The 25,028-nt window shown below is 68.0% G+C and carries 24 protein-coding genes; 12 read left to right on the top strand and 12 right to left on the bottom strand.

What is annotated here, in order from left to right:
- Positions 1-36: 36 nt before the first annotated feature.
- From EV138_RS31415 to EV138_RS31405, 3 genes are all read right to left on the bottom strand, one after another.
- Positions 37-1,581, bottom strand: coding sequence for an alpha-L-arabinofuranosidase B (locus EV138_RS31415; RefSeq protein WP_133983492.1), 1,545 nt, complete (start codon positions 1,579-1,581; stop codon positions 37-39).
- A gap of 210 nt (positions 1,582-1,791) precedes the next feature.
- Complete coding sequence (locus EV138_RS31410; protein WP_202867020.1) at positions 1,792-2,859, bottom strand: acyltransferase family protein; 1,068 nt, start codon at positions 2,857-2,859, stop codon at positions 1,792-1,794.
- A gap of 199 nt (positions 2,860-3,058) precedes the next feature.
- A complete protein-coding gene (locus EV138_RS31405; protein WP_133983488.1) occupies positions 3,059-3,787 on the bottom strand; it encodes an endonuclease/exonuclease/phosphatase family protein in 729 nt (242 codons plus the stop codon).
- A gap of 244 nt (positions 3,788-4,031) precedes the next feature.
- On the opposite strand from EV138_RS31405, the gene EV138_RS31400 reads away from it, so the two are divergent.
- The 4 genes from EV138_RS31400 to EV138_RS31385 all read left to right on the top strand — a co-directional run bounded on the left by EV138_RS31400 (position 4,032) and on the right by EV138_RS31385 (position 7,648).
- Positions 4,032-5,111, top strand: coding sequence for a serine hydrolase domain-containing protein (locus tag EV138_RS31400; protein WP_133983486.1), 1,080 nt, complete (start codon positions 4,032-4,034; stop codon positions 5,109-5,111).
- A 39-nt stretch (positions 5,112-5,150) separates the two neighbouring features.
- Positions 5,151-5,672 carry a pyridoxamine 5'-phosphate oxidase family protein gene (locus EV138_RS31395; protein WP_133983484.1) on the top strand — a complete coding sequence of 174 codons (522 nt, stop codon included), beginning with the start codon at positions 5,151-5,153 and terminating at the stop codon, positions 5,670-5,672.
- A gap of 135 nt (positions 5,673-5,807) precedes the next feature.
- Positions 5,808-7,004 (top strand): carboxylate-amine ligase, encoded by a 1,197-nt coding sequence (locus EV138_RS31390; protein ID WP_133983482.1) that lies wholly within the window; start codon positions 5,808-5,810, stop codon positions 7,002-7,004.
- On the top strand, positions 7,001-7,648 hold the full coding sequence (locus tag EV138_RS31385; protein ID WP_133983480.1) for a HemK2/MTQ2 family protein methyltransferase: 648 nt from the start codon (positions 7,001-7,003) through the stop codon (positions 7,646-7,648). Before EV138_RS31390 ends, EV138_RS31385 begins: the two co-directional genes overlap by 4 nt.
- A gap of 57 nt (positions 7,649-7,705) precedes the next feature.
- On the opposite strand, the gene EV138_RS31380 is transcribed toward EV138_RS31385, so the two are convergent.
- Positions 7,706-8,491 (bottom strand): SDR family oxidoreductase, encoded by a 786-nt coding sequence (locus tag EV138_RS31380; RefSeq protein WP_133983478.1) that lies wholly within the window; start codon positions 8,489-8,491, stop codon positions 7,706-7,708.
- A 39-nt stretch (positions 8,492-8,530) separates the two neighbouring features.
- Positions 8,531-9,220: a GAF and ANTAR domain-containing protein gene (locus tag EV138_RS31375; protein ID WP_133983476.1), complete on the bottom strand. Its 690-nt coding sequence runs from the start codon at positions 9,218-9,220 to the stop codon at positions 8,531-8,533.
- Positions 9,221-9,388: 168 nt separating this feature from the next.
- On the opposite strand from EV138_RS31375, the gene EV138_RS37760 reads away from it, so the two are divergent.
- Entirely contained in the window at positions 9,389-10,105 is a 717-nt protein-coding gene (locus tag EV138_RS37760; protein WP_202867019.1) for an ANTAR domain-containing protein, read from the top strand.
- A gap of 7 nt (positions 10,106-10,112) precedes the next feature.
- Here EV138_RS37760 and EV138_RS31365 read toward each other — a convergent pair whose 3' ends face one another.
- From EV138_RS31365 to EV138_RS31355, 3 genes are all read right to left on the bottom strand, one after another.
- Positions 10,113-10,814: a GAF and ANTAR domain-containing protein gene (locus tag EV138_RS31365; protein ID WP_133983474.1), complete on the bottom strand. Its 702-nt coding sequence runs from the start codon at positions 10,812-10,814 to the stop codon at positions 10,113-10,115.
- Positions 10,815-10,877: 63 nt separating this feature from the next.
- Positions 10,878-11,579, bottom strand: a complete 702-nt coding sequence (locus EV138_RS31360; protein ID WP_133983472.1) for a GAF and ANTAR domain-containing protein — start codon at positions 11,577-11,579, stop codon at positions 10,878-10,880.
- Positions 11,576-12,283 carry an ANTAR domain-containing protein gene (locus tag EV138_RS31355; protein ID WP_133983470.1) on the bottom strand — a complete coding sequence of 236 codons (708 nt, stop codon included), beginning with the start codon at positions 12,281-12,283 and terminating at the stop codon, positions 11,576-11,578. The genes EV138_RS31360 and EV138_RS31355 overlap by 4 nt, the downstream gene beginning before the upstream one ends.
- Before the next feature lie 228 nt (positions 12,284-12,511).
- Here EV138_RS31355 and EV138_RS31350 point away from each other — a divergent pair, with 228 nt between their 5' ends.
- Together EV138_RS31350 and EV138_RS31345 are read left to right on the top strand one after the other, a co-directional pair.
- Positions 12,512-12,970, top strand: coding sequence for a DUF4383 domain-containing protein (locus tag EV138_RS31350; protein WP_202867018.1), 459 nt, complete (start codon positions 12,512-12,514; stop codon positions 12,968-12,970).
- A 116-nt stretch (positions 12,971-13,086) separates the two neighbouring features.
- Positions 13,087-14,328: an MFS transporter gene (locus EV138_RS31345; protein ID WP_133983468.1), complete on the top strand. Its 1,242-nt coding sequence runs from the start codon at positions 13,087-13,089 to the stop codon at positions 14,326-14,328.
- On the opposite strand, the gene EV138_RS31340 is transcribed toward EV138_RS31345, so the two are convergent.
- On the bottom strand, positions 14,315-15,196 hold the full coding sequence (locus tag EV138_RS31340; protein WP_133983466.1) for a manganese catalase: 882 nt from the start codon (positions 15,194-15,196) through the stop codon (positions 14,315-14,317). The genes EV138_RS31345 and EV138_RS31340 overlap by 14 nt on opposite strands.
- A gap of 126 nt (positions 15,197-15,322) precedes the next feature.
- On the opposite strand from EV138_RS31340, the gene EV138_RS31335 reads away from it, so the two are divergent.
- The 5 genes from EV138_RS31335 (at position 15,323) to EV138_RS31315 (ending at position 22,369) form a co-directional block, all read left to right on the top strand.
- On the top strand, positions 15,323-16,690 hold the full coding sequence (locus EV138_RS31335) for a type 2 periplasmic-binding domain-containing protein (protein WP_133983464.1): 1,368 nt from the start codon (positions 15,323-15,325) through the stop codon (positions 16,688-16,690).
- Positions 16,690-17,595, top strand: coding sequence for a carbohydrate ABC transporter permease (locus EV138_RS31330; RefSeq protein ID WP_133983461.1), 906 nt, complete (start codon positions 16,690-16,692; stop codon positions 17,593-17,595). Before EV138_RS31335 ends, EV138_RS31330 begins: the two co-directional genes overlap by 1 nt.
- Before the next feature lie 3 nt (positions 17,596-17,598).
- A complete protein-coding gene (locus tag EV138_RS31325; protein ID WP_133983459.1) occupies positions 17,599-18,429 on the top strand; it encodes a carbohydrate ABC transporter permease in 831 nt (276 codons plus the stop codon).
- A gap of 92 nt (positions 18,430-18,521) precedes the next feature.
- Positions 18,522-20,117: a DHA2 family efflux MFS transporter permease subunit gene (locus EV138_RS31320; protein ID WP_133983457.1), complete on the top strand. Its 1,596-nt coding sequence runs from the start codon at positions 18,522-18,524 to the stop codon at positions 20,115-20,117.
- Between the two features lie 92 nt (positions 20,118-20,209).
- A complete protein-coding gene (locus EV138_RS31315) occupies positions 20,210-22,369 on the top strand; it encodes a hypothetical protein (RefSeq protein WP_202867017.1) in 2,160 nt (719 codons plus the stop codon).
- Here the strand turns inward: EV138_RS31315 and EV138_RS37755 are convergent.
- The 3 genes from EV138_RS37755 to EV138_RS31300 all read right to left on the bottom strand — a co-directional run bounded on the left by EV138_RS37755 (position 22,311) and on the right by EV138_RS31300 (position 24,971).
- Complete coding sequence (locus tag EV138_RS37755) at positions 22,311-23,048, bottom strand: hypothetical protein (protein ID WP_202867016.1); 738 nt, start codon at positions 23,046-23,048, stop codon at positions 22,311-22,313. The two genes, EV138_RS31315 and EV138_RS37755, sit on opposite strands and share 59 nt — an antisense overlap.
- Before the next feature lie 71 nt (positions 23,049-23,119).
- Positions 23,120-23,941, bottom strand: a complete 822-nt coding sequence (locus tag EV138_RS31305; protein WP_133983455.1) for a pentapeptide repeat-containing protein — start codon at positions 23,939-23,941, stop codon at positions 23,120-23,122.
- A gap of 13 nt (positions 23,942-23,954) precedes the next feature.
- On the bottom strand, positions 23,955-24,971 hold the full coding sequence (locus EV138_RS31300) for a tetratricopeptide repeat protein (protein ID WP_166678816.1): 1,017 nt from the start codon (positions 24,969-24,971) through the stop codon (positions 23,955-23,957).
- Positions 24,972-25,028 lie beyond the last annotated feature (57 nt).

Raw genomic sequence — 25,028 nt, 5'->3', positions numbered from 1 at the left:
CGTTCAGACTCGAAGCCGACAGGCGGTCGCCCGGGATCAGCCCCAGGGTGAGCTGACCAGCCAGCTCACGTCGTCGGCGTACGCGTTGATGCTGTCGAAGGCGTTCGAGCCCCCGTTGGCCGCGATGTAGACGATGTTGTTGTAGTGCCGGACGTACCGGTCGGAGAAGTTGAGCGATCTGAGCGAGACGCCTTGACCGTTGCGGCCGCCCTCCGGGCAGAACGTCGCATCCTGAGCGAACTGCGACGTCCCGTCGTTGGCCTGCAGCTGAAGCTTGTAGTTGTAGTGCCGCAGGTACTGCCCGGCCGTGTTCCTGGACTCGAAGGACACGCAGGAGCTGTTGCCGAGCCCGGCCCGTACGGTCCAGGACGCGTTGGCCTTCTCGGTGGTGGAGCTGCCGCTGCCGATGACCGCGGTGTCGACGGTCGAACCGGTGTGGTGGATGTAGCGGTCAGTGCAGCAGGCAGTGGTGGCGCGCAGGGAAACGGCCGAGCCGGGCGTCAGGCCGGTTCCACTGGAGTTCGTGGCGTAGCCGGCCGCGGTGATGTTGGCCTGGACCGCGTTCTCGGTCGAGTCCGACGGGTAGCCCGACGTCATCACGCCTTCGTAGAAGGTGCCGCGAGCACCGACACTGTTGTCACCGCCGATGCCCAGGATGATGGCGCCCTCCTTCTTCATCGGGTTGTAGCCCGGGGCGTTGGGACGGACCCCGTTGTAGAAGGTCGACACGCCACCGGACTGTGCGTTCCCGCCACGGATCGCCCAGCGGTTCTGGCCGCCCTTGACGATGGCGGTCAGGAAGCGGTGGCTGATGGTCGGGTCGTTGGCGTTGTTCCCCGTGTTCACCCCGGAGAAGAGGCCGTTCTCGAGGTCGGCCATGATCCACGGACCGTTGCCGGCACCGGAGCCCCACGACCTGCTGTTGCCGAAGTAGATGGCCTCCATCGTGCCGTTGCCGTTGTCGCGGCTGTTGGTCTCGGCATTGCCGTAGTCGAAGCAGCAGCCGCCGTTGTAGTGGGTGCCGTCGAACACGGCGTACATGCCCTCCGACTGGTCACCGGTCGCGACGCCGTTGGTGTTGTTGTTGCGGTAACCGGTGCCGGGGGCAACATAGACGCCGTACGCCTTGTGGCCGCCGACGGTGATCGGTGCCGCGGTGGCGTTGGCGAGGTTGTCGTACCCACCCGCGGCCGGGCCGCTGAAGCCGCCGGGCGGCGCCTGCGTCAGGCGGTTGTTGCGGCCCGACTGGTCGTAGATGATCGTGATCAGACAGGTGGTTCCCGAGCAGAACGAATCCTGCGTGCCGGCGTTCGCAACGCCGCCCGCGGTCAGCGGGGCGATGTCCCGGGTGGCGTTGTCCGACGCGCGCCGGACCTGGTAGAGCGGGCCGGTGTAGGAGCCGTACAACGCCCGGGTGGTGCTGTGCGCGGCGACGCACGGCGTACCACCGGCCGCGTACAGGTCGCACGGCCCCTGGGTGGCCGCCTGGGACGTGCCGCCGCCGACCACCAGGCTCGCGACGAGCGCGCCGGCGACGGCAAGCGCCGCCTGCGGGAGCAAGAATCTCGACCTTCGTGCCATCTGCTGATCCTTCCGTTGCATCCGAGCACCACTGCCGGATCCCCCGACCGGGACATGACTCAGCGGCACGCCAGGTCGCGTCACCGCGGCGTGCTTCGGCCAGGTGCTGCCGATCGGAGAAAACGGGGCGGAGCGAGTGTTAGCGCTAACATAGCGCCACCTCCCACCGAGGGCAATGGCCAAGTTTCGGTCCGTAGCCGCAGGCCGTCCTCAAGAGGCCGACGCTTCGGCGCGCGCCGGCTCGACCGCGGCGGAGGTGCGGGTCGCGAAGGGGAGGTCGAAGAGGACGTCGGGGAGGTGGCGGTGGAGCAAGAGGCAGAGGTAGGTCAGGAGGGCCGTGAGTAGGACCGGCTCTGCGATCGCGGCGGTCCATTGGATGGCTGGGCCTGCCGACGACAGGGGTTTGATCAGGGCCGCGTGGGTCAAGGCCAGCAGGGGCAGGTGCATGACGTAGATCGGGAGAGTCCGGCGGCCGATGCTGGTGAGTGCTGTGGCGAGGCGTTCCCAGCGGGACACCAGACCGGCGGCCGTGACGCCGAGGACGATCGCCACCGCGCTCACCAGCGGCCACAGGCCGAACCAGGTCTTCGCGTCGAAGACCGCGATCACGGCGAGCAGCACGACGTACGGCGTACCGATCAGGAACAGTCGTCGCCAGCTTGCCCGGGCTGCCAGGTCCTCGATCAAGCCTTTGCCGTAGAGGCCGGCGAGGAAGAAGACCAGGTTCTGGTAGACGCCGCCGCGGTCGCCGGGCACGTCGAGCAATCCGGCCGAAGCCGTTGCCGACAAGACGAAGGCCGGGCCGAGCACCACCCAGGGCGGCACGCGGCGGGTCGCCTTGGCGATCACGAAGTAGAGCGCGAGGGCGTACAGGTACCAAAGGTTCGACGGCGTGATCGTCAACTGGGCAAGGAACTTCAGCGCGCCGTCCGCACGCTCGGTGGCGAAGTCCGGCACGAGGGCGAGGACGGCGGTGTGGACGACCAGCCAGAGGACGTAGAGGTAGGAGAATTTCGCCACCTTGGTGCGGGCCACTGCCGACCAGGGACGGTGAACCGCGCGGACGGCGAAGAACCCGGAAACCGCGAAGAACAAGGGCATCCGCAGCGGCAGCAGCTGCTCGCCGAGCGTTCCCCACAGACCCCGCGCCCGGCCACCGATGTGCCAGTCGAGCTGCAGATAGTGCTTCATGATCACGTGCCACAACACGACCAGCAGGATGCAGATGCCCTTGGCAACATCCGCCCACGCGATCCGGTTCCCCTCCGCCTTCACCATGCTGGAGAACTTAGGCGGATCCGGCCACGCTGCCATCGGCCTCGGGTCGGGAGCGGCCTCATCCCTTGGTCTGACCCGGGCCGGGCGGCCCTCCACCGATAGCACGATCTTTCCGGCCGGAGCCGAACGAACTCAGCCCGTGGACCTGTTGGTTGCTAATGGCATCATTGCGGCGCGCGGGCGTCCCGGCCGTGCGAGGTCAGTCGGTGACGGCGATGTCGGCCACCACCGCGTAGTGGTCCGACGGCGGCAGGCCGCCGTCCTCGTTCAGTCCCGCCAGCCACGACCGGTACCGGCTGGGTGTGTCCGCGGACAGGACATAGTCGATCCGTTGATCCTCGAGCCAGTCCCCCTGACCGAGATACGGGTTGTGTGAGCTGTAGCTGGTGTCGTCCGGTGAGCAGTCGTGCAGCACCGAGAGCAGCCGCATGAACTCGGGCCGATCAGGTGGGGCGTTCAGATTGCCTGCCACGAACACCTTGTCGCCCACCGCCGACAGCTTCTCGACCAGTTCCAGCAGCGCACCGGCTTGCTCAGCGCGCTGCGCGTCGTGGTCTTCGTCCCAGTCCAGACACGTGGTGAGGAAATGCAGGCTGCGATCACCGAGACGTATCTCCGCCCGTACGGCGATCGTGTCGCCCGCCAAGGGGTGTCGCTCGATCCCGAGGAACGGGTACCGGCTCAGAACCGCGAGACCGAGCTGTACGCCGGGATCCGGGTCGCGCGGCATCCGCGACGGGGCGAACGTCGACGACATCCTCAGCTCGGCCCCGAGCATGTCCGCCTGACTGGTACCGTCCGCGGACCAGGTCTCCTGGAGCGCCACGAAGTCGACACTCTGCGCATGGATCGCATCCACGATCGCGCGATGCCGCCGCGGCCAGTGGTCGTCGAACCGTCCCCCCACGTTCCAGGTCAGGAAACGCATGACACCCCTACCCGTCGGCCAGTTCGTGCTGCTCTGCTTCAGCGGAGCAGAACTTGTAGTCCACTCCGGTCACTCCCCCAGCAGCTCACCAGTACCCGCCAACCGCGGCACAAATCAGCGCGGTCCGCACCGGCAGCAGCACACCACGTAACTGTCCGCACCGCGACGCCGAGGACACGATGTCGAGGCTGGGTGGCCGGCTCCGACGTTACTGTCTGACGGGAGCGAGTGTTGGGAGTGAGAGATGGGCATACAGGAGCAGATCCAGCGCGAGATCGACAGGCTGGTCGACGCTGGGATCGAGACCGGTGTGCAGGTTGCTGTGTATCGCGACGGCGAGCTGGTCGTCGATGCGGTGGCCGGTACGGCGGACGCGGGTACCGGGCGGCCGCTGACCTCCCGTACGCCGATCTTCAGCTTCTCCACGGCCAAGAATGTGGCGGCCACCCTCGCGCACCTGCTCGTCGCGCGCGGTGATCTGGACTACGACACTCCGGTGACCGACGTGTGGCCCGAATTCGGCGTACGGGGCAAGGCGACCGCGACGCTGCGGCACGTGCTCACCCACACCGTGGGTCTTCCGGCGATGCCACCCGAGATCACGCCGCGCGAACTTCCCGACTGGTCCACGGTCTGTGCGTCGCTGGCCGCCGCCGAACCGCGCTGGCGACCGGGTGCGGCCATGGGCTATCACTCCTACACCTTCGGCTATCTCGTCGGCGAGCTCGCCCGCCGCGCGACCGGGCAACCAGTGCACGAACTACTTCACGAGTGGATCACCGCGCCCCTCGGCATCGAGGGGCAGCTGTACTTCGCCGTACCGCACGAAGTACTGCCGGATTTGGCGCGCCTGGAGCAGCAACCCGAGCAGTGGCCTGCCGATCCCGAGGACGACGATCCGATCCTGGCGCCCTGGGAGAGCCGGCCCAGCGCCGAGCTCGGCAACGACGCCGAGATCCTCGGTGCCGACATACCGTCGGTGGGCACCGCCACGGCGTACGGTCTCGCCACGATGTACAACGCCGTCCTCCAGGGCAAACTCTTCGACCCCGCACTCCTGACGGAGATCGCGTTCGAGGGCACGGACGAGGTCTTCGGTACGCCGGCGCGCATGACGCTCGGCTATCCGATCGGGAGAATCGGCGCCCCCGCCGAGGAGAACTCGACAGCCTTCGGATGGCCCGGCGGCGGCGGAAGTTACGCCTACGCGGACCCGGTCCGGGGAGTCGCCTTCGCCCTCACCAAAACCCGCCTCACGCCGAGCTTCGACGCTGCCCTGTCAGTCACCGAAATCCTCGCCGATCACCTCGCCGCCGACCACTGACCTCCCGCGCGCGAGGCCGACACCAGAAGGAGACGTTCTGTGGACAAGACCCCGACACCACCTCAAGCGAGCCTTGGTCCGTTCTCGGCGCCCGGCGCCGACCTGACGCCTTGGGAGGAGACCGAGCTCGCCCTGCGCCGGATCCAGAAGTTCCAGCTCTGCACCGTACGCCGTGACGGCCGCCCGCACGTCACACCGTTGCTGGCGGTCTGGACGCTCGGGGCGATGTGGTTCACCACCGGCGCCGACGAACAGAAAGCCAGGAATCTCGCGGCCAACCAGCACTGTGTGATCACCGCGGGAACGGAAACCCTGACCGGCACCGATTACGTCATCGAAGGCACGGCAAGCCTGATCACCGACCAGTCCACCAAAGAAGCGGTGGCCACTGCTTTTGAGGATGCCTACGGCTGGCAGGTCACCCGTGAAGACGGAACCTGGTACGAACTGACGGACGCCGTCCGCAGCGGGGACGCTCAGCTTTACCGGATCCAGCCGGACAAAGCCTTCGCCTTCACCACCGGCAGCAGATCCTCCCAGACCCGCTACGACTGGACCTGAGAATCTGTTGCTCCCGGCAATTGCTTCCTTCGCGCGGGCAGGTACGTGTGGGGCGGCAGGAAACGGGGTATCGGGGGGCTGGGTTCAGCAGGAAGCCTGAGTCCGGAGCGTGAGCAGCGCACGGAGGGGGCTTCCATGGCCGACATCAGGTCCGTTCAACCGGCAGAGCTGGGAGCCGTCCACCCTGTCCTGGGTGCGGCCGGGCTCGACGAGTTGCCACCGAGAGCTACCGCTGAGCCGTCGATCGCCGAGCCGGTCGACGCGGAGCTGCTCCGGTCGTTGTTCGCGAGCACCGTCCCGGGAACCGTGGGCTTCGAAGAGGAGCTTCTGCTGGTACGCCGGGACAACTGGCTGCCCGCAGATGCCGCGGGGCTGGTCCAGGATGTCGGCGACCCCCGGGTCAAACCCGAGCTCCCGGCGTGCCAGCTCGAGATCGCGACCTCCGTCCATACCGATGTCGCCGGTGCTGTCGAAGAGCTTCGCGCCTGTCGAGCCCTGATCGCCGCCGCCTGCGATCCAGAGCTGGCCCCGATCGCGGCGCCCGTCCATCCACTCCTCGACCGATCCACCGCACTGTCCCGTACGGAGCGCGCCGCCGGCCTGAGCGCTCGCTACCCCGAGGTCATCAATCGGCAATTGGTCTCGTCGTTGCAGGTGCACCTGGCCTTCGGCGACGCCGATTGCACGCTGGCGGTGTACCACGCGCTGCGCGATCTCCTGCCCGAACTGGCCGCCCTGGCGGCCTCCGCTCCCTTCGCCGCCGGACGGGACACCGGTCTGTGCTCCATACGCCCGGTGATCGCCTCGCAACTCCCGCGTCAAGGTGTGCCGCCGATCATCGACTCCTGGGAGCAGTTCGCCGACGACCTGGCCTGGCTGGCCCGCGGCGGCGCGGTGGCGGACGCCGCGGAATGGTGGTGGGAGCTCCGGCCGCACCTTCGGTACGGCACCCTCGAACTCCGGGTGCTCGACGTCCAGGCGACCACCGAGCAGACCAGCGCGATCGCCCAGCTCGTCCAAGCTCTCGCGGCCCAACTGACAGACCGGTACCACCTCGGCGAGCTCGGCCCACCGACGCCGTCGTGGAAGATCGCGGAGAACCGCTGGGCCGCCCTGCGAGACGGAGTCGGCGGCGAGCTGCTCGACCTTCGAACCGGCGAGGCCCGGCCCACCAGTCGCTGTCTGCACGACCTCATCGACGGCGCCGAGCACTACGCGGCCGGCGGCCTGGACGGCGTACGGGCGATGGTCGAGAACCCACCGGTGAAGCAGTTGCGAGCGCTCGGGCCGCAACGGGTCGTTCCCTGGCTGGCGGAGGTGTTCCCGGCATGAAGCTGCTGACCTTGCCGGGGGTGTTCGCCCCGATCTCCGACTCCTGGATGCTGGCCGAAGCCATCCGCGAGGAGAACATCGGTCCGGGCTCACTGGCGCTCGATGTCTGCACCGGCAGTGGGGTTCTCGCCCTCACCGCGGCGGCCTGCGGTGCGACGACGACGGCCGTCGACGTGTCCCGCCGCGCACTCCTCACCGTGAAGCTGAACGCGAGGCGATCGGGTGTGCGCGTCCGGACGCGCCGCGGGCGAACCTTCGCACCCGTGGCGGGCGAGCGGTTCGACCTGATCGTGAGCAACCCGCCGTACGTGCCGTCCCCGAGACCCGACGTCCCGCGCCGCGGGCCGAGTCGCGCGTGGGAGGCCGGTCACGACGGCCGGATCGTCCTCGACAACCTCTGCGATCAGGCGCCTGAGCACCTGCGACCCAGCGGAACCCTGCTCCTCGTGCACTCCTCCCTGATCGGAACCGACACGACCGTGAACCGGCTCGAGCAAGCCGGGCTCACCGAGGTCGAGGTGCGCAGCCGCCGCCGAGGACCGCTCGGACCGCTGATGCGCGCCCAGCAGCAGGCCGGCACGATCCCCGCCGACATCGACGAGGAAGAAGTCGTGATCATCCGCGCGAAAGCCGACCGCTCTTGATCGACCATCGCCTCACCGGACCCGGACCCCGTACACCGATCGGCGACCCGCGGTCCGTCAGGGGCGGCGCCAGTCGTCGGAGGTGAGGTGGCTGCCTGCCATCGGGCCCATGTTGAGCATCCCGCCGTCGGCGGCGATGCTCGCGCCGGTCACATAAGCAGCACCCGGTGAGGCCAGGAAGGCGATCACGGCCGCGATCTCACGCGCGTCGCCGGGCCGGCCGAGCGGTACGCCGGGACGTTTCGTACCGCGCGGATCCTCGTCTTCCTGGCCGGTCATCGGGGTGGCGATCTCACCAGGCGCCACCGCGTTCGCGGTGATCCCGTACTCCCCCAGTTCCAGCGCCAGCGTCTTGATCAGCAGGCCGAGGCCGCCCTTGGCCGCGTCGTACGGCGCCGAGCCGACCCGTGGCTGGTGCTCGTGCACGCTCGTCACCGCGATCAGCCGGCCACCACGGCCCTGCTGGATCATCCGGCGGGCGGCCCTCTGCAGGCAGAGGAAGGCTCCGTCGAGATCGACCGACAACACTTTCCGCCAGTCGTCGAAGGACAGCTCCACGGCCAGTTCGCTGGTGCCGGTTCCGCTGTTGGCGACCAGCACGTCGACACCGCCCAGCGTGTCGGCCAGGTCGTCGATGACGTCAGCGGCCGCAGGCAGATCGAGCAGATCAAGCTGCCGCACCTCGGCGCGGCGGCCGAGCGACCGAACCTCCTTGGCTGTCTGCTCGGCGCCCTCGGAGTCGCTGTGCCAGGTCACTCCGACGTCGAAGCCGTCGTTGGCCAGCGCGACCGCGGTCGCCTTGCCGATACCGCTGTCAGAACCGGTGACTATCGCTGTAGGCATGCCGCGCCGGTACCCCGCGGTACGGCGTACTAACGGTGGTCAGCCGGCGTGGTTGACGGTGTCGGTGATGATGCCGGCGGCGACGTCGTGGAGTTTGACGTTGGTCGACTGGGACAGGCGGACCAGGAAGGAGAAGGCGCGGTCGTCGTCCAGCCGGTAGCGCTCCATCAGGATGCCGACGGCCTGCCCGATCGTGGTGCGCGACTGCAGCGCCCGGGTCATCGTCTCGCCTTGCCGGGCCCAGCCGAGCGCGAGCGCGACCAGCCGGGCGAACATCATGCCGAACTGGCGGGTTTCGGGGTCGATCGCGGACGGACGGTCGAAGTACAGGTTCAGTGCGCCCCGGACGTGTGGTGCGGCCTCGAACTGGAAGGCCAGCTGCGATCCCAGCCCGAACAGGCAGGCCGCCTGGGCTCCGTAGCTCGGCCAGCGCGGGTCGGTGGCGAGGTCGTCCACCTGGACGACCGGCCGGCCGTGGACCGCCTCGTAACACGGACCTTCCCGCAGTGTGTACTGCAGTTCGTCGGCACGGACGGCCACCGGATCAGTGGGGGCCAGTGTCTGGATCTGGTGATTCCTCGCCGTCACCGAGATGCTGACGTGATCGACCCCGGGAACGGACTCCGCCGCCGAGCGGGTGATCACGGCGAGGGCATCGGTCAGGTCGATCGGTAACTGCAGCGTCTCGGCGACGTCCGTCATCACGGCGATGAGTTCGCGCAGCTCCATGTCCTGGCCCTCCGTCCGGAGGAGCTGAATGGGATGTCTTCGACAGTACGCCTGATCCGGGCCGTTGCCGACGGCGCTCTTCGCCTGGACGCAAAGCGCGTGGCCTGCCTACCTTGGACACAGGTTGAGTGCGCAGCCTGGATCCCACCTCGCCAGTGAGGATTTGCGGTGCAACCATCCCCTGACAGTCCCGGACCACGGTTCCGCTGGGCGGCCCGGCCGTGCTCCGACCTCGAGGTCGACCTGGATTTCACTCCCCCGTTGCTGATCGCCCGGCTGATCGGCCGGCTCACCAGCCGCTCGGGCCGGCCGCTGCGCTCGATCCTGCACGACGCGTCGACTCAGCGACCCGAGCGCATCCTGATCGACGCGACGACGCTCGCCCCTTCGGACGAAACCGGGCTGACGGCGCTGGCCGAGGCCGTCGTCCACAGTGCGGCCGGGTTACCGGTCGGGGTCGCCGGTTTCCGCCGGGCGCAGCGCCTGCTTCTGCACCGGCTCTGCGGTGATCGCCCCCAGCAGCTCCGGACGTTCGAGACGGTCGCCGAGGCCGTCGAGGGGATGCTGGCCACACCGGGAGCCGCGCTGCCCGATCAGCAGACCCTGCTGGCCGAAGTACGGCAGCTCCACCGGGCGCTGTTGTCCCGGGCAACCATCGATCAAGCGAAGGGGATCCTGATGGCGGTCTACGGGCTGGAGGCCGACGCGGCGTTCGCGATGCTCACCTGGCACTCGCGCAACAGCAGAGTTCCGTTGCGTGTCCTCGCGGAGCACTTCGTGGCAGCGGTGCGCCAGCGGCAAGGCGGACAGCTCGAACCGGTCACGACCGACGCGCTGCTGGTCGACATCGCCGCCGGGCTCCGGAGCGGCAACTACACGGCTTGAGGCCGGGTCAGCGATCCTGGCCCGTACCGCGTTCGCCCTTGTTCTCGGCATCGCCGACGAGCTGCTCGGCCACCCGGTTGAGCTTGACGTTGCCGTGCTGGGAAAGTCTGGTCAGGAAGGCGAACGCCCGTTGGTCGGTCAGGCTGTAGCGCTCCATCAGGATCCCGATGGCCTGCCCGATCGTCCGCCGGGTCTGCAGCGCCACCTGCAGGTTGTCGACCTCCTGGGCGTATCCGATCGCCAGTGCCGACTGATGGGCGAAGAGCTGCCCGAGCGATCCCAGGTCCGTGAACGAACCGACTTCGGTGGAGTAGAGATTGAGCGCACCCTGCGATCTCGGTGCGTCGAAGAGCCGGAGCCCTGCCTGGGCCCGGATCCCGACCGCCACGGCGGTCGTGGCGTACCGCGGGAACCGCGCGTCGGCGGCCAGGTCGGGCGAGATGACGTGCGCCGTGTCGACAGCCGCCTCGTAACAAGGCCCTTCCTGCAGGTCGTACTGCGCTGCATCGACACCCCACAGCACCTCGTCGGTCGGCGCCACCGTCTCCAGCCGGCCGTCGCTGTGCTTGACCGTGATGCTCGCGTACTCCACCTCCGGGAGGACCTCGACCGCCGCCGCCGTGATCCGGCTCAGCGTGTGGTCCAGGTCGCCCGGCGTCAGCGACTTCACCAGCCGGGCCGCAGCCTCCATCAGTTCCCGATCATCCATTTCCGGCCGGTACCCCTCCAGAGTCGTTCCAAGCGATCGGCCGCGCCGGCGGCGCAGTACTGATCACGGCCGCTTGCGCGCTTCCCCGATGATCCCGTTCGCCGCCTGGGTCAGGCTGACGCCGCCGTCGGTTGCTCGCCGGACGAGCAGGTCGTAGGCGGCGGCCATGTCCACGCGCGAGAGCTGGGCGAGGACGCCTTTGGCCTGCTCGATCACCGTCCGGCCGGCCAGCGCCGTCCGGATCCGCTCGTCGAGCTGACCGGGAGTGAGTTCGTGGGACTGGATGATCACCACGGCGGCGATGTCCGCGAAGGCCTGGGTCAGCTGCTCGGCCTCTCCGTCGGCGGTCTCCGGCGCGCTGTGAAAGGCGTTCATCGCACCGATCAGCCGGCCGTGCCACCGCAGTGGGACCGCGTGCACGGCGTGGTATCCGGCGGCGATGATCGCCTCACCCACCCGACCCCAGCGCTCGACGAGCTCCGCATCGCCGGCGACCGACAACGCGGAGCCGTTCTGAGCCACGTCGACGCATGGCCCGGAGTCCTGCTGGAGCTGGTAGAGCTCGAGCTGCGCCGCGTGGTGCGAGGTGGCGCTCAGGATCTCCAGCGAGCCGTCCTCGTGTTTGACCAGGAGCCCGATCGCGTCCGCGGCGGTGAACTTCGCGCAGTCGGCCAGTAGCCGGGTCAGGGTGTCGGCGACATCGTCTTGCTGGACCATGGCCGCGGCGGCGTCCACGAACGCTTGCGAAGCGGTAGCGGCAGTCATGGAGTCTCGCTTTCGGCGTCGTCGGTGAAGTGCAGGCGCCGGCTGGTGATGAGTTCGGCCACCGCCGCCAAGGTGATGTCGTGGGAGAACGCGTGCGCCCGCAGCAGCGCGAGCGCGTCGTCGGGGCTGATCCGCAACTGGGCCACCACCATGCCGGTGGCCTGATGGATCTCCGACCGGGTCGTCCAGGGCCCCGAGCCGAGGGAGAACTCGACCGGTGGGTCCTTGACCAGGGCGGCACCGATCGCGCTCGCCAGGAACTGCGCCTGACCCGCATCCGGCAACTCCGTCGTGTGCTGATGGATCGTCAGCACCCCGATGACACCGTCGTTCCACGGCCGGATCGGGATGGCGTACAGGACCGCGGCGCCCGGGACCTTGCGCGCGGCGTCGGTGAACAGCGGCCACTGGCCGGTCTCGGCCCGCAGGTCGGCGACCGCGATCTGCTCGGTCACGTACGCCGTCGGCCCGGGCCCTTCGCCGAGCACGTCCTGCAGGTCCTCCAGCCGGGCCGCCAGATCGTCGGTCGTACAGAGCGTCACCCGCTCCGGCTCGGTGTAGGACAGCGTGAGGGCCGCGCCGTCTCCCGACATCATCGCCAGATAGGCACGGCAAAGACGCGTCTCCAGCTGCAGGCCGTTGTCGTCGTCGGCGATCAATCTCGCCAGCCGGGCCAGCAAGGTGGTCCGATCCAGCTCAGCCATCCGCCGTCACCCCGTCCGTCCCCACCTGTTGTCCGTCCCGGCCGGTGTCCGCACCGGCCGCCTGCCTCCACCCTCCCACGCCCCGGTCCCGGCAGCGGTGAAATCGGTCGGACGATTGCACAAGTTCGACGAATCGACGCCGTCGCGGCGGCACTGGGGGCCGGCAGATGCCGCTCGGCATCGCGCCGGTGAACCGATCACCGGCTGCAGCGAAAGGACGACGTCATCATGGTTGACGCTGCATCGAGAAACCTGACCAGGACCACGGTTCAAAAGGCAGCCGTGGTGGTCGCACTGGCCTTTCTGGCCGTCGGGGTGCTGGGATTCATCCCGGGGATCACCACCAACTACGACACGATGATGTTCGGCGGGCATCACTCCGATGCCAAACTCCTGGGCCTGTTCCAGGTATCGATCCTGCACAACGTCGTGCATCTGCTGTTCGGCATCGCCGGTCTCCTGCTGGCCCGGTCCGTCGCGGGCGCGCGTAACTATCTGATCGGCGGCGGGATCATCTACCTGGTGCTGTGGGTCTACGGCCTGGTGATCGACCATGCCAGCGCGGCCAACTTCGTACCGCTCAACACGGCCGACAACTGGCTGCATCTCCTGCTGGGCCTCGCGATGGTCCTCCTGGGTGTCGTGCTGTCCCGGCGACCGGTCGGGGCCAGGGGGTCGGCACGCTGATCCTTGCCGGCACGGAACCGGCAACCTCCGAGGCGGTCTGGTAATGTTCCCCTCCCCTAGCGACGATTTTCGGCGTTTCGGGTGGGGTTCGTTCCTCACTCGTCCCGGAGGTTGTCGTGCGGAAAGGCTCACGTTCCCGGCGTGATTTCCAGTGGTTGCTGCTCGGGCAGACGACCAGCCAGTTCGGTGCCCAGATCAGTGGCATCGCCGTCCCGCTGCTGGCGGTGTCGACCCTGCGGGCCTCGCCTCTGCAAGTCGGTCTGGTGACTGCGGCCGGCACCGTGGCCTTCGCGGTGATCGGTCTGCCGGCCGGCGCCTGGATAGATCGGGTACGCCGCCGGCCGGTCCTGGTCGCCGGCGACCTGTCGCGCGCGGCCCTGTTGATCTCGATCCCGGTGACGGCCTGGCTCGGGAGGCTCACCGTCACTCAACTCGTGGTGGTCTCGCTGCTGATCGGCGTGGCCCGGGTCTTCTTCGACGTCGGCTACCAGAGCTACCTGCCCGACGTGGTCGGCAAGCAGCGACTGATCGCCGGCAACTCCGCGATGGAAACAGTCCGGGCCTCCGGACAGGTCGCCGGGCCTGGTCTCGGTGGCTGGCTGGTCGGGCGGCTCGGCTCCGCGAATGTCCTGCTGATCCAGGCAATGGCTCTGACCGTCTCCGCCGCCTGTCTGCTGGCGATCAAGGTCCGCGAACCTCAGCCCACCCCGCAGCCGGAGCACTCCCGGCTATCAGGACAGATCAAAGAGGGCCTTGGTTTCCTGAGCCGATCCCCCGTACTGCGGGCCATGACCGTGACCAGTGCGGTCGGAAACTTCTCCTTCGCCGTGGCCTCCGCCGTGAACTACATCTTCCTGGTCCGCACCCTGCGACTGTCACCGGCAGCGGTCGGCGTACTGCTCGCGGTCGGTTCGGTCACCGCGATGCTCGGCGCAGCCCTCACTCCCCGGTTGGCGAACCGCTTCGGATCGGCGCGGATCGTCTGGTTGTCGTTGGTCGTGCCCGGGCCGATCGCGTTGCTCGGACCACTTGCCCGGCCTGGGTTGTCAGTGAGCCTCGTCGTACTCGGCACTGCTGTCAGCGAGCTCGGACAGATCGTCTACGCCATCAGTTCGGTCAGCCTGCGCCAGCAGTTGTGCCCCACGGAACTGCTCGGCCGGGTGAACGCCAGCGCCCGCACGCTCATCATGGCCCTGTTCCCGGTCGGAGCTCTGCTCGGCGGAGTGCTCGGCGAGTGGCTCGGCATCCGCCCGACATTGTGGCTCGCCTTGACACTCGCCGCGCTCTCCCCACTGCCTGCTTACCGAGCCCTTCGGCTGTCCAGGACTGCCGAAGACGTCACGATCACTCCTTCTTGAGCTTGTCCTGGACCTTGCCCGCGGTCTTCTCCATCAGGTTCGGCAGGTCGGTCGTGCCGTAGAACCGCGCGTCCGGCCGGGTGGGCGCCGGCATCGGCGCGCTGGTCGTCGACCCGTCGTGGTACGTGAACTCGCCGTTGCCGTCGGGTGTCGGCCCCTTCGCCCAGGAGCCTTCACTCGCGGCCGGACCGTCGCTGAAGTTCTGGTACTGGTACGAGACCTCGGTGTGTTCCTTGTTCTGCGGGAAGTTGCTCGGGACCGGGAGTAGTTCGGCGCCCTCCTCGCGCAGCTCGGCGGCGGCCGCCAGCCACATGTTCTGGTGCATGGTGTCTCGAGCGAGCAGGAACGAGAGCAGGTCACGGACGCCGTGGTCGTCGGTCATGTGGTAGAGCCTGGCGACCTGCACCCGGCCCTGCATCTCGGCGTTGGCGTTGGCCTGGAAATCGGCCAGCAGGTTGCCGCTGGCGGTGATGTAGCTGCCCTGCCAGGGGTTACCCATGCTGTCGACCGCGCGGGCGCCGGCCCCCGCGACGATGGCGTGCTGGATGTCGGTGCCACCGATCACGGCCGCGACCGTCGGGTCGTCCTGGACGGCGTCGTCGGTGATACCGAGCGGCGCCTTCTCCAGCAGTTGCGCGATCATCGTCGCGAGCATCTCGACATGGCCGACCTCTTCGGCTCCGACGCCGAAGACCAGGTCGCGGTACTTGCCGGGGGTGTGCATGTTCCAGCCCTGGAACATGTACTGCATCGCGACGGTGATCTCGCCGTACTGACCGCCGAGCACCTCCTGCAACTTGCGCGCGTAGACGGCGTCCGCGCGGTCCGGGGTGGATTTGAACTGCAGTTCCTGACGGTGGAAAAACATCGTTGCCTCCTGTGAGCGGGCGAACTGCGAATCAGCGAGGTTCCCGCTCGGCGGCCTTATTAACGGCGAGTACTAGGTCTGGGTACCAGTGCTGCGGACTGAAGGTTGCGGAAATGGGGAGGCAGCATGAAGAACAGCGGGTGGGCGTTGGCGGGTATTGCCGCCGGAGCTCTGGTCATCACGTCCTGCGCCGGGGTCGGCGGCAAGGACGACACCGGCGGCAAGGCCGGATCGGCCGGCTCCACACCCACCGGAACCCTGAATGTGATGGGTTTCAGCGGTGAGGACGAAGTGGCGCAGTCGCGCATCGCGGCCTTCAAGGCCGCTTATCCGTCCGTGACGGTGAAGAACAACAAAGGCGACTTCGATGCCCAGCAGTTCCTCACCGCGGTTTCCAGCGGCAATGCGCCGGATGTCGTCTACATGGCCCGGAATCTGGTCGGCACGTACGCCGCCAAGGGCGCGATCCTGCCGCTCGACGACTGCATCAAGAACAACGACATCGACACCGGCCAGTACCGCGAGGCCGCGCTGAACGAGGTCAAACTGAAGGACAAGACCTACGGCATCCCGGAGTTCTACACAGTCACCGTGAACCTGATCAACAGCACGGCACTGGCGTCCGCCGGAGTACAGACGGCCGACATCCAGACCACCGACTGGGGCAAGCTGGAGCAGACGGCGAAGAAGCTGTACAAGGCCAAGAACGGGCGGCCGGCGCGGATCGGCTACGACCCGCGGATGCCCGACTTCTTCCCGCTCTGGGCGCTGAACAACGGCGCCGAGCTGATCAAACCGGGCGGCGAGCCGAACCTGAACGACCCCAAGGCCGTCGAAGCGCTGACGTATGCGATCAAGCTGGTCAACGACCAGGGCGGCTGGTCGAACTTCAAGACCTTCCGCGACACCTTCGACATCTTCGGTGAGAAGAACCAGTTCACCCAGGACCAGCTCGGGGTGATGCCGATCGAGAACTGGTACCTGAACGTGCTGCTCGACTCCCGGCGCAACGGGCTGAAACTGCAGTCGACGATGTTCACCGACCGCCAGGGCAAGCCGATCAGTACGCTGGGCGGCTCGGCCTGGGTCGTCCCCAAAGGCGCCAAGAATCAGGACGCGGCCTGCAAGTGGGCCAAGACGCTGACCGCGGTGGACACCTGGCAGAAGGCGGCCGAGGCCCGGATGCAGACCGTCGCCAAGGACAAGACGTTCTTCACCGGCTTGTTCACCGGCAACAAGGTCGCCGACGAGCAGATCAAGGCGAAGTACCTGAAGCCCACCGGCGATCCGGGCTTCGACCAGGCGATCAACAACTACTACGCCAGCCTCGACGTGGCCAAGCCGCTCAATCCGTCCGCGGCCGGGGCGGAGATCGAGGCGGCCTGGAAGAGCGCCGTCGGCAAGGCCCTCGGCGGTACGGCGACACCGCAGGCCGCGCTCGATCAGGCGCAGACCGAAGCGAAGGCGGCCTTCGACAAGGCGAGTCAGGGCTGATGCCGCGCAGTGAGCTGGTACGCCGGGAGAACCGGGCCGGCTGGTTCTTCGTCCTCCCCTGGGTGGCCGGCTTCCTGATCTTCACGGCCGGTCCGATGATCGCCAGCCTGGTGCTGTCCTTCACCGACTACCAGATGATCCGCAGTCCTCGCCCGGTCGGCTTCGACAACTATCGTGCGCTGTTCGACGACCCGCGGGTGCTGAAGTCGCTGAGCAACACCTTCGTGTACGCGGCGATGTTCGTACCGCTCGGCACCGTCGCGGCTCTCGGGCTCGCGCTGATGCTGCAGCGGGTCGGCCGGGCCAGCGGGTTCTTCCGGACCGCGTTCTACCTGCCCGAGATGACACCCGCGGTCGCCGCCGGTGCGATGTTCCTGCTGTTGCTGAACGGCCAGCAAGGCCTGGTGAACAAGGTCCTCGGCTGGTTCGGGATCAACGGCCCGAACTGGACCACCGACCCGAACTGGCTGAAACCGTCGCTCGCGATCGTCAGTCTGTGGACCCTCGGCGGCACCGTGGTGATCTACCTCGCCGCGCTCAACGGCGTACCGCGGCAGTTGTACGAGGCGGCCGAACTGGACGGCGCCGGACCGGTGACCCGGCTCTTCCGGATCACCGTGCCGATGATCTCGGGCGCACTCTTCTTCACGGTCATCACCAACACGATCGCGGCGATGCAGATGTTCGACCAGGCGTACACGATGTTCTACGGGCCGCAGCAGAAGGCCGCCGCGTCGGAGGAGTCGCTGGTCTACATGGTCTACCTGTTCCAGAACGCCTTCCAGTTCTTCAAGATGGGCTTCGCCTCGGCGATGGCCTGGCTGCTCTTCGTGATCATCCTGGGCATCACCTTCGTCCAGGTCCGGATCGGCAACCGGTACGTCTACTACCACGGGGAGCGCTGAGGCATGACGATTCCCTGGCGCCGCCTGCCGTTCCTGGTCGCGCTGGTCGCCGCGACCTTCCTGTTCGTCTATCCCCTGGTCTGGCTGATCAGCGCGTCGCTCAAACCGCGCTCCCAGGTGTTCGACAACCGGCTGATCCCGGCGGTCTTCCAGCCGCAGAACTACGTTCGGGTGTGGGACGCGGGCCCGGTGATGCGGTGGCTGGTCAACTCGCTGACGGTCGGCTTCATGGCTGCCGCGACGGTGACGCTGTCCAGCGCGCTGGTCGCCTTCGGCTTCGCCTACTTCCGGTTCCGCGGCCGGAACCTGCTGTTCGGCATCGTGTTGTCGACGATGATGCTGCCGGGCGCCGTGACGATGATCCCGGTGTACCTGATCTGGAACCGGCTCGGCCTGATCGACACCCAGATCCCGCTGTGGGCGCAGAACCTGTTCGGCTCGGCCTTCTACATCTTCCTGCTCCGCCAGTTCTTCCTCGGCATCCCGCGGGAACTGTTCGAGGCGGCCCGGGTGGACGGCTGCGGCTACCTGTCGATGTTCCGGCGGATCGCCTTCCCGCTGTGCAAACCGGCGCTGGTGATCGTCTTCGTCTTCGAGTTCAAGGCCAGCTGGTCGGACCTGATGAAGCCGCTGATCTACCTGCAGACGCCGGAGTACTTCACCATGCCGCGCGGCCTGAAACAGCTGATCGACGCCTTCGCCCTGTCCGGTCACTACGAGTGGGAGATCGCGATCGCGGCGAGCGTGATCGCCGTCGTACCGATGATCGTGTTGTTCGCCTTCGGCCAGCGCTACATCCTCGACGGGGTCGCCACCACCGCCCAGAAGGGCTGAACCGGTTCGTCTCCGACCAAGAAAATGCTCGTCGCGGCGGTACGGGGGCGCGTAATGTCGGCCCCATTGGGATCCGTGCCGAGGGGAGAACCGTGAGCCAGCCAGCAGCCCAGACCGACTACCCCGACAACATCGACGCCGCCGTTCTGAAGATCGCCGGTGTTGTGGTGCTCGGGGCGATCATGTCCATTCTCGACATCACTGTGGTGAACGTCGCACTGCCGACCTTCCAGGACACGTTCGGCTCACCGCAGAGCCCGGTCGCCTACTCGACCGTCGCCTGGACCGTGACGGCGTACACGCTCGCGCTCGCGACCGTGATCCCGCTGACCGGCTGGGCCGCCGACCGGTTCGGCACCAAGCGGCTCTACATGACCGCGATCTTCCTCTTCACCGCCGGCTCTGCCCTGTGCGCGACCGCGTCGAGCATCGACATGCTGATCGGCTTCCGGGTCCTGCAGGGCCTGGGCGGTGGCATGTTGATGCCACTCGGCATGACCATCATGACCCGGGCCGCCGGACCGCACCGGATGGGCCGGCTGATGGCGATCCTCGGCGTACCGATGCTGCTCGGGCCGATCCTCGGCCCGATCCTGGGTGGCTGGCTGATCCAGGTGGCGAGCTGGCACTGGATCTTCCTGATCAACGTGCCGCTCGGTGTGATCGCGCTGATCTACGCGTGGTACGCGCTGGCGCCGGACCACGCGGAGCGCTCGGAGTCCTTCGACTTCCTCGGGGTGGCGCTGATGTCGCCGGGTCTCGCGCTGTTCCTCTTCGGGGTCTCCTCGCTGCCGGCCAAGGGCGGCGACTTCGGCGCGCCGAGGGTGTGGGTCTCGATGCTGATCGGCGTGGTGCTGATGGCGACCTTCGTCTGGCACTCGTTCCGGCCGGAGCACCCGCTGCTCGACCTGCGGCTGTTCCGCGACCGCAACCTGACCGTCTCGATCATCACGATGTTCCTGTTCGCCGCAGCGTTCTTCGGCGGCCTGCTGCTGGTGCCGACGTACTTCCAGCAGATCCGCGGTGAGTCGACCCTGCACGCGGGCCTGCTGGTGGCACCGCAGGGACTCGGTGCGATGGTCACGATGCCGATCGCCGGCCGGCTGGTCGACAAGATCCCGGTCGGCCGGATCGTGCCGGTCGGGATCGCGCTGATCGTCGTGGGGATGTTCGGCCTCACCCAGATCACCGCGACCACGTCGTACGGGCTGATCATCGCCATGCTGGTCGTGATGGGTTTCGGGATGGGCGCGACGATGATGCCGCTGTTCACCACCGCGCTGCGGACGCTGACCGGAGCCCAGGTCGCGCGCGGCTCGACGCTGCTGAACATCAGCCAGCAGATCGCGTCCTCCTGTGGCGTGGCGACGATGTCGGTCATCCTCACCAACCAGCTCAACGACTCGCCGATCATCCCCGGCACCCAGCAGATCCCCGGGCTGGGCGGCGGACTGCGCGAGACCCAGGCGGCGATCCTGTCCAACACCCGCCCCGACAACGTCGCCGCACTGCACCTCGACCCCGCCGCCATCGCCCGCGGCCTGGTCGACGCGGCGTCGGCGTTCTCGCACACCTACTGGGTCGCCTGGGTGCTCGTCGCCCTCACCCTGGTCCCGGCCCTCATGCTCCCCCGCAAACGCGAGCAGAACCGCCTCGCCGAAAAGAACGTCCCACCCGCGGTCGTCTGACCACCCGCCGACCGGTTCCGGACGTCCCCCTTGCGGCGGCGCACCGGAACCGGCCGGCGTTGACGGCAGTCGACGACGAACGGGAAGGCCGGATGACGGACAGCAACGCCGCCGAGGCGACCGGGTTCCAGGAACAGGCGCCGTACGACGAATCGATCGACCTGCGCACCGATTTCGTCATGGTCTACGGCCTCGACGACACCACGCCGGAGCGCATCGCCCGGTGGCGCGAGGCCGGCTATCGCGTCCACCTGATGACCGGCATCTCATGGGGCAGGTACCAGGACTATCTGGACGGCCGGTGGGACGGCTCGGACCACTGGGCGGACGCGCAGACGGTGGCCGACGGGTCACCGATCCTGCACGGCCAGAGCACCGACATCCCGTATCTGGTGCCGACGTTCGGCTTCACCGAGTACCTGCTGGAGAAGCTCCGCCCGATCATCGAACTCGGTGTCGAAGGCATCCATCTCGAGGAGCCGGAGTTCTGGGCCCGGGCCGGCTATTCGGAATCCTTCCGGCGCGAGTGGCAGGCCTACTTCCGGGAGCCGTGGCAGCCTCCGCACAGCAGCGCCGAGGCGCAGTTCCGTTCCGGCCAGCTCAAGCAGCACCTGCTCTCCCGCAGCCTCGACCGGGTCACCTCCGTACTGCGTGACGAGGCGCTCCAACAGGGCCGGGAGGTGCGTTTCTACATCCCCACCCACAGCCTTCTGAACTACACGCAATGGCAGATCATCAGCCCCGAATCACGCCTGCGCACGCTGCCCTCGATCGACGGCGCCATCGCGCAGGTGTGGACCGGAACCGCCCGTACGCCGAACGTGTACGCGGGGAAGGTCGCCGAGCGGACGTTCGAGACGGCGTACCTGGAGTACGGCATCGCACAGGACCTCACCCGCGGCACCGACCGACGCCTGTGGTTCCTGCACGACCCGATCGAGGACCACCCGGACCGCACCTGGGAGGACTACCTCGCCAACTACCAGCGCACCCTCGTCGCCTCCCTCCTGCACCCGGGCGTCTCGCGGTACGAGGTCGCGCCGTGGCCCCACCGGATCTTCAACCGCCCCTATCTGCGCGAGGGATCCACCGAACGACAGCCCATCCCGCCGGAGACCGCCACCAGTTACCTGATCGCCATGAACAGCCTGCGCGACCTGGACCGGCCCGCGGTCCGCCGGCCCGGCCCGCGGATCGGGATCGCGCTCTCCGACACCGCGATGTTCCAGCGCTGGTCCCCCACTGGCGAGAGCGGACACTACGACGGTCTGCAGGACGCACTCGCACTTGAGGGCCGCGAACAGTTGCACTTCTCCGACTTCTACGGGCTGGCACTGCCACCTCTGTACGACGGCCAGCAAGTCTGTCCGGTCCAACTGGAGAACGTGGTCGACACACCTGACGCACTGGACGATGTGGACATCCTTGTCCTCAGCTACGAATTCCAGAAGCCACTGACGCCGGCCATCCATTACGCGCTGGCCGGTTGGGTCAGCCGCGGCGGCAGCCTGCTGTACGTCGGCGACGGCAGCGACCCGTACCACGAGATCCGCTCGTGGTGGACCGGTCGCTACGACACCTGCGTCGACCATCTCGCCGAGGCGCTCGGCGCCGATCGCCTGCGCGACGGCGTACAGCCGATCGGTCAGGGCCAGGTCCGGTTCCTCGCCTCCCGTCCGGCCGGCTTCACCGAATCGTCGTCCCGCGCGACCGAGTTGGTCGGGGCCATCCGCGAGCTTGCCGAGACCGGCGGACTCAGCTGGGAGCCGAGCAACTGGCTGTCGGTGCAGCGCGGCCCGTACCTCGTCGGAGCCGTCCTCGAAGAGACCGGCGGCTCTCATGTTGTCGAGGGCATCTACCTCGACCTGCTCGATCCGCAGCTGGGAATCGTCCGGCATCGGGAGCTCGGTCCAGGCGAGCTGACCTGGCTCCGCGATCTCACCTACGACGACGAACCGCTCCTCGCCTCCGCGGGCCGGATCGTGGAGTGGACAAGTGATCGGACCGGGATCCGCTTCGGCTGCGAGGCACCTCGCGGGGTGCAGGTGACAACCGCGCTGCGCGTAGTGGCCGAGCCGGCAGCTGTTCGAGTTGATGGGGCCCAACTCACCGACCTCCGGTACGACGCCGAGGTCGGTGTGTTGTGGTTGCGTCATCCCGGTGCTCCCACCGGGTCCACTGTCGAGATCGACTTCAGAGCTGACGCAGACGGCGACGTTGCCAGAGAAGGAACCAGCCCAGACCAGCCGTGATCCCGCCTGTGACGATCAGGCCGACGGCGTAGGCGGCCCGGTGGTTGGAGCCGGCCTGCGCGACAGGACCGGCGAGACCTGCATCCACCGCAGTCGGTAGCGCGATCGGCGTGGACGGTACGGCGCTCGTCGTACCCCTGGTCGGTGAGGTGGCCGGCGTCTCCGACACAGTCGGCGTGCTCGATGGCGTCGAGGTCGGCCTACCCGTGGGCGTTGCCGTTGGCGTGCGAGTTGGCGTTGCGGTCGGCGTGCGGGTGGGCGTTGGAGTGCTGGTCGGTGGCTTCACCTCGCAGTGCACACGGATCCGGGCACGGGCGACGATCTTCCCGCCGGCGTTCTCGGCTTGCATTGCGTACGCATCGTCGGGCAGGCCGCCGAAATCGACCGGCGCGACTCCACGTGCGGGCGGCGACACGACATAGGTGTAGTAGATCTCGCCCGCATGGATCCCGACCATGTAGTCCTGGCTGGTCTTGTTCGGATTGCGCAGGTCTGCCTCGACCTCACCACCGGCCTCGTTGCAGGAGACCCGTACGTGGGTGAAGACCGGCGGCAGAACCGTGGTCGTGTTCTCGGCCGACGCGGCCGGAGTCCCCACCAACAACAAACCTGCCGCCACCGTCGCGGTCAGCAAACTGCCGACCAGCGGACGATGTTTCTTTCTGTGAAGAGATTTCACGGTGCCCCCTTAGGACACCTACTTGATGCGCGGCGGGCCGCGGAAGTTATCGGTGGGGGCAGTACCCGTGCTCACCTCGACCAGTGCGAGGGGCGGATCAGCCGCGGCGGAAGCGTCGTACCGGCGTCGCCGCGGGTCGCGTTGACCTGCATCTGGGTGAGGAAGATGCTCCGCGCGAGGTTCGCGCCGCGCAGGTCGGCGTCCCGCAGATCCGCACCGATGAGGTCCGCCGCCGTCAGGTCTGCCTCGCGGAGGTCTGCCGAGACCAGATAGGCGCTGCGCAGGTCCGCGCCGCGCAGGTCCGCACCACGCAACTTCGCACCCATCAGGTCTGCGCCACGGTGGTTCTGCGGTGTCTGCGAGACTCCGGCACGTGCGAGTTCGCTGGTCCGCAGCAGCAGGGAGTTGATCTGCGAGCGACAGGCGATGACGTCGAGGTCCTCGAGCGACTCGGCGCTGCCGAGAGTCAGGCGTTCGGTACCGTCGACCGCACGCCGCAGTTCGGGTTCCAGCGAAGGCGCCAACTCCAGCGCCTCGGTCAGGTACCAGAGCAGCTCGTGCAGCAGTCGCATCACCGCGAACACCCCGAACATCTGCGCGCCCGAGTCCGCTGCCCGCCGCCAGTCGCGGCCCCCGTAGGTCACCTGCGTGACCTTCTGGCCGGCACCGAAACAGTCGTACACGGTGCAGCCCGGGAAGCCACCGTCTCGCAGCCGCGCGTGGATGCCGCAGCGGAAGTCGTGTTTCAGGTTCGGGCACGGTTCCCCCGCGGGCTTGTCGATGGCGAAGTCGGCCGACGAGGTCAGTGCCAGCGCCACACAGCACAGCCCGGCACACCGCGCGCAGTCGGCGCGCAGCTCGGTACGTCGTACGGGCTCGTCGGTTGTCGCCATCTCCCTGTCGAGGCTAAGGGGTGCGGTCGCAGATCGCAGCACTCGCGCCGGAGCGTCTCTGCAGCTCGGTCATCATTTCCCGGGCGCACGACGCGGCCAGCGGATGACCGGAGTCGATGGCGAGCTGACAGGCGCGCTGGGCTCCGGCCAGGTCGCCCTGCCCCTCACGGAGTACCGCCAGGTTGAACGCCGCCTTCGGTGCCAGGTCCGCATGCCCGGAGGCGATCACCAACTGGAACGCCGACTCCGCTCCGTCGAAGTCGTCACGACCATGGCAGAGGACCCCGAGGTTCACCGCCGCCTGCGGCGCCTGGTCGGCGTGGCCGGAGTCGATCACCACCCGGTAGGCGAGCTCGGCCCCGGCGAAATCTTCCCGGCGCTCGCAGAGCACTCCCAGGTTGACGGCCGCCTTCGGCGCGCGGTCGGTGTGCCTGGAATCGATCGCCAGCCGGTAGGCCTGCTCCGCCCCCTCGAGGTCTCCCCCGCGTTCGCGGAGTACGCCGAGGTTGACTGCCGCCGTCGGGGCCATGTCACGGTGCCCGGAGTCGATCGCCACCTGATAGGCCTGCTCGGCTCCGACGTAGTCACCCCGGCGCTCACGAAGGACCCCGAGGTTGACGGCCGCCTTCGGGGCCTGGTCGGCGTGGCCGGAGTCGATCGCCAGCTGGTAGGCCCGCTCGGCGCCGTCCCGATCGTCTCGGAGCACGCCCAGGTTGACGGCCGCCATCGGGGCGAAGTCGGCATGCCCGGAGTCGATCGCCACCTGGAACGCCTCCTCCGCGCCGACGAAGTCGCCGCGGCCCTCACAGAGAACTCCGAGGTTCACGGCCGCCTTCGGCGCGTGGTCGGCGTTCCCGGAGGCAATCGCCTGCCGATAGGCCCGCTCGGCCCCGGCGAGGTCGCCCCGGTCCTCGCAGTGGACCCCGAGGTTGAACGCCGCCTTCGGCGTCTGGGCGGCCTGCGCGGAGTCGATCTCCGGTCGGCACGACCGCTCCGCCGCCTCGATCTCGCTCTTGCTCGTCCTCGTCACCGTAGCCCCCAAGCCCGGACAGCGCGCTGCGCTTCCTCCCAAGGTACGACCATCGGC

It is taken from the genome of Kribbella voronezhensis (assembly GCF_004365175.1).
GTDB classification, from domain to species: Bacteria; Actinomycetota; Actinomycetes; order Propionibacteriales; family Kribbellaceae; genus Kribbella; species Kribbella voronezhensis.
Note: the sequence above shows the minus strand (reverse complement) of the source record. Positions and strands in the feature narration are given on the sequence as shown.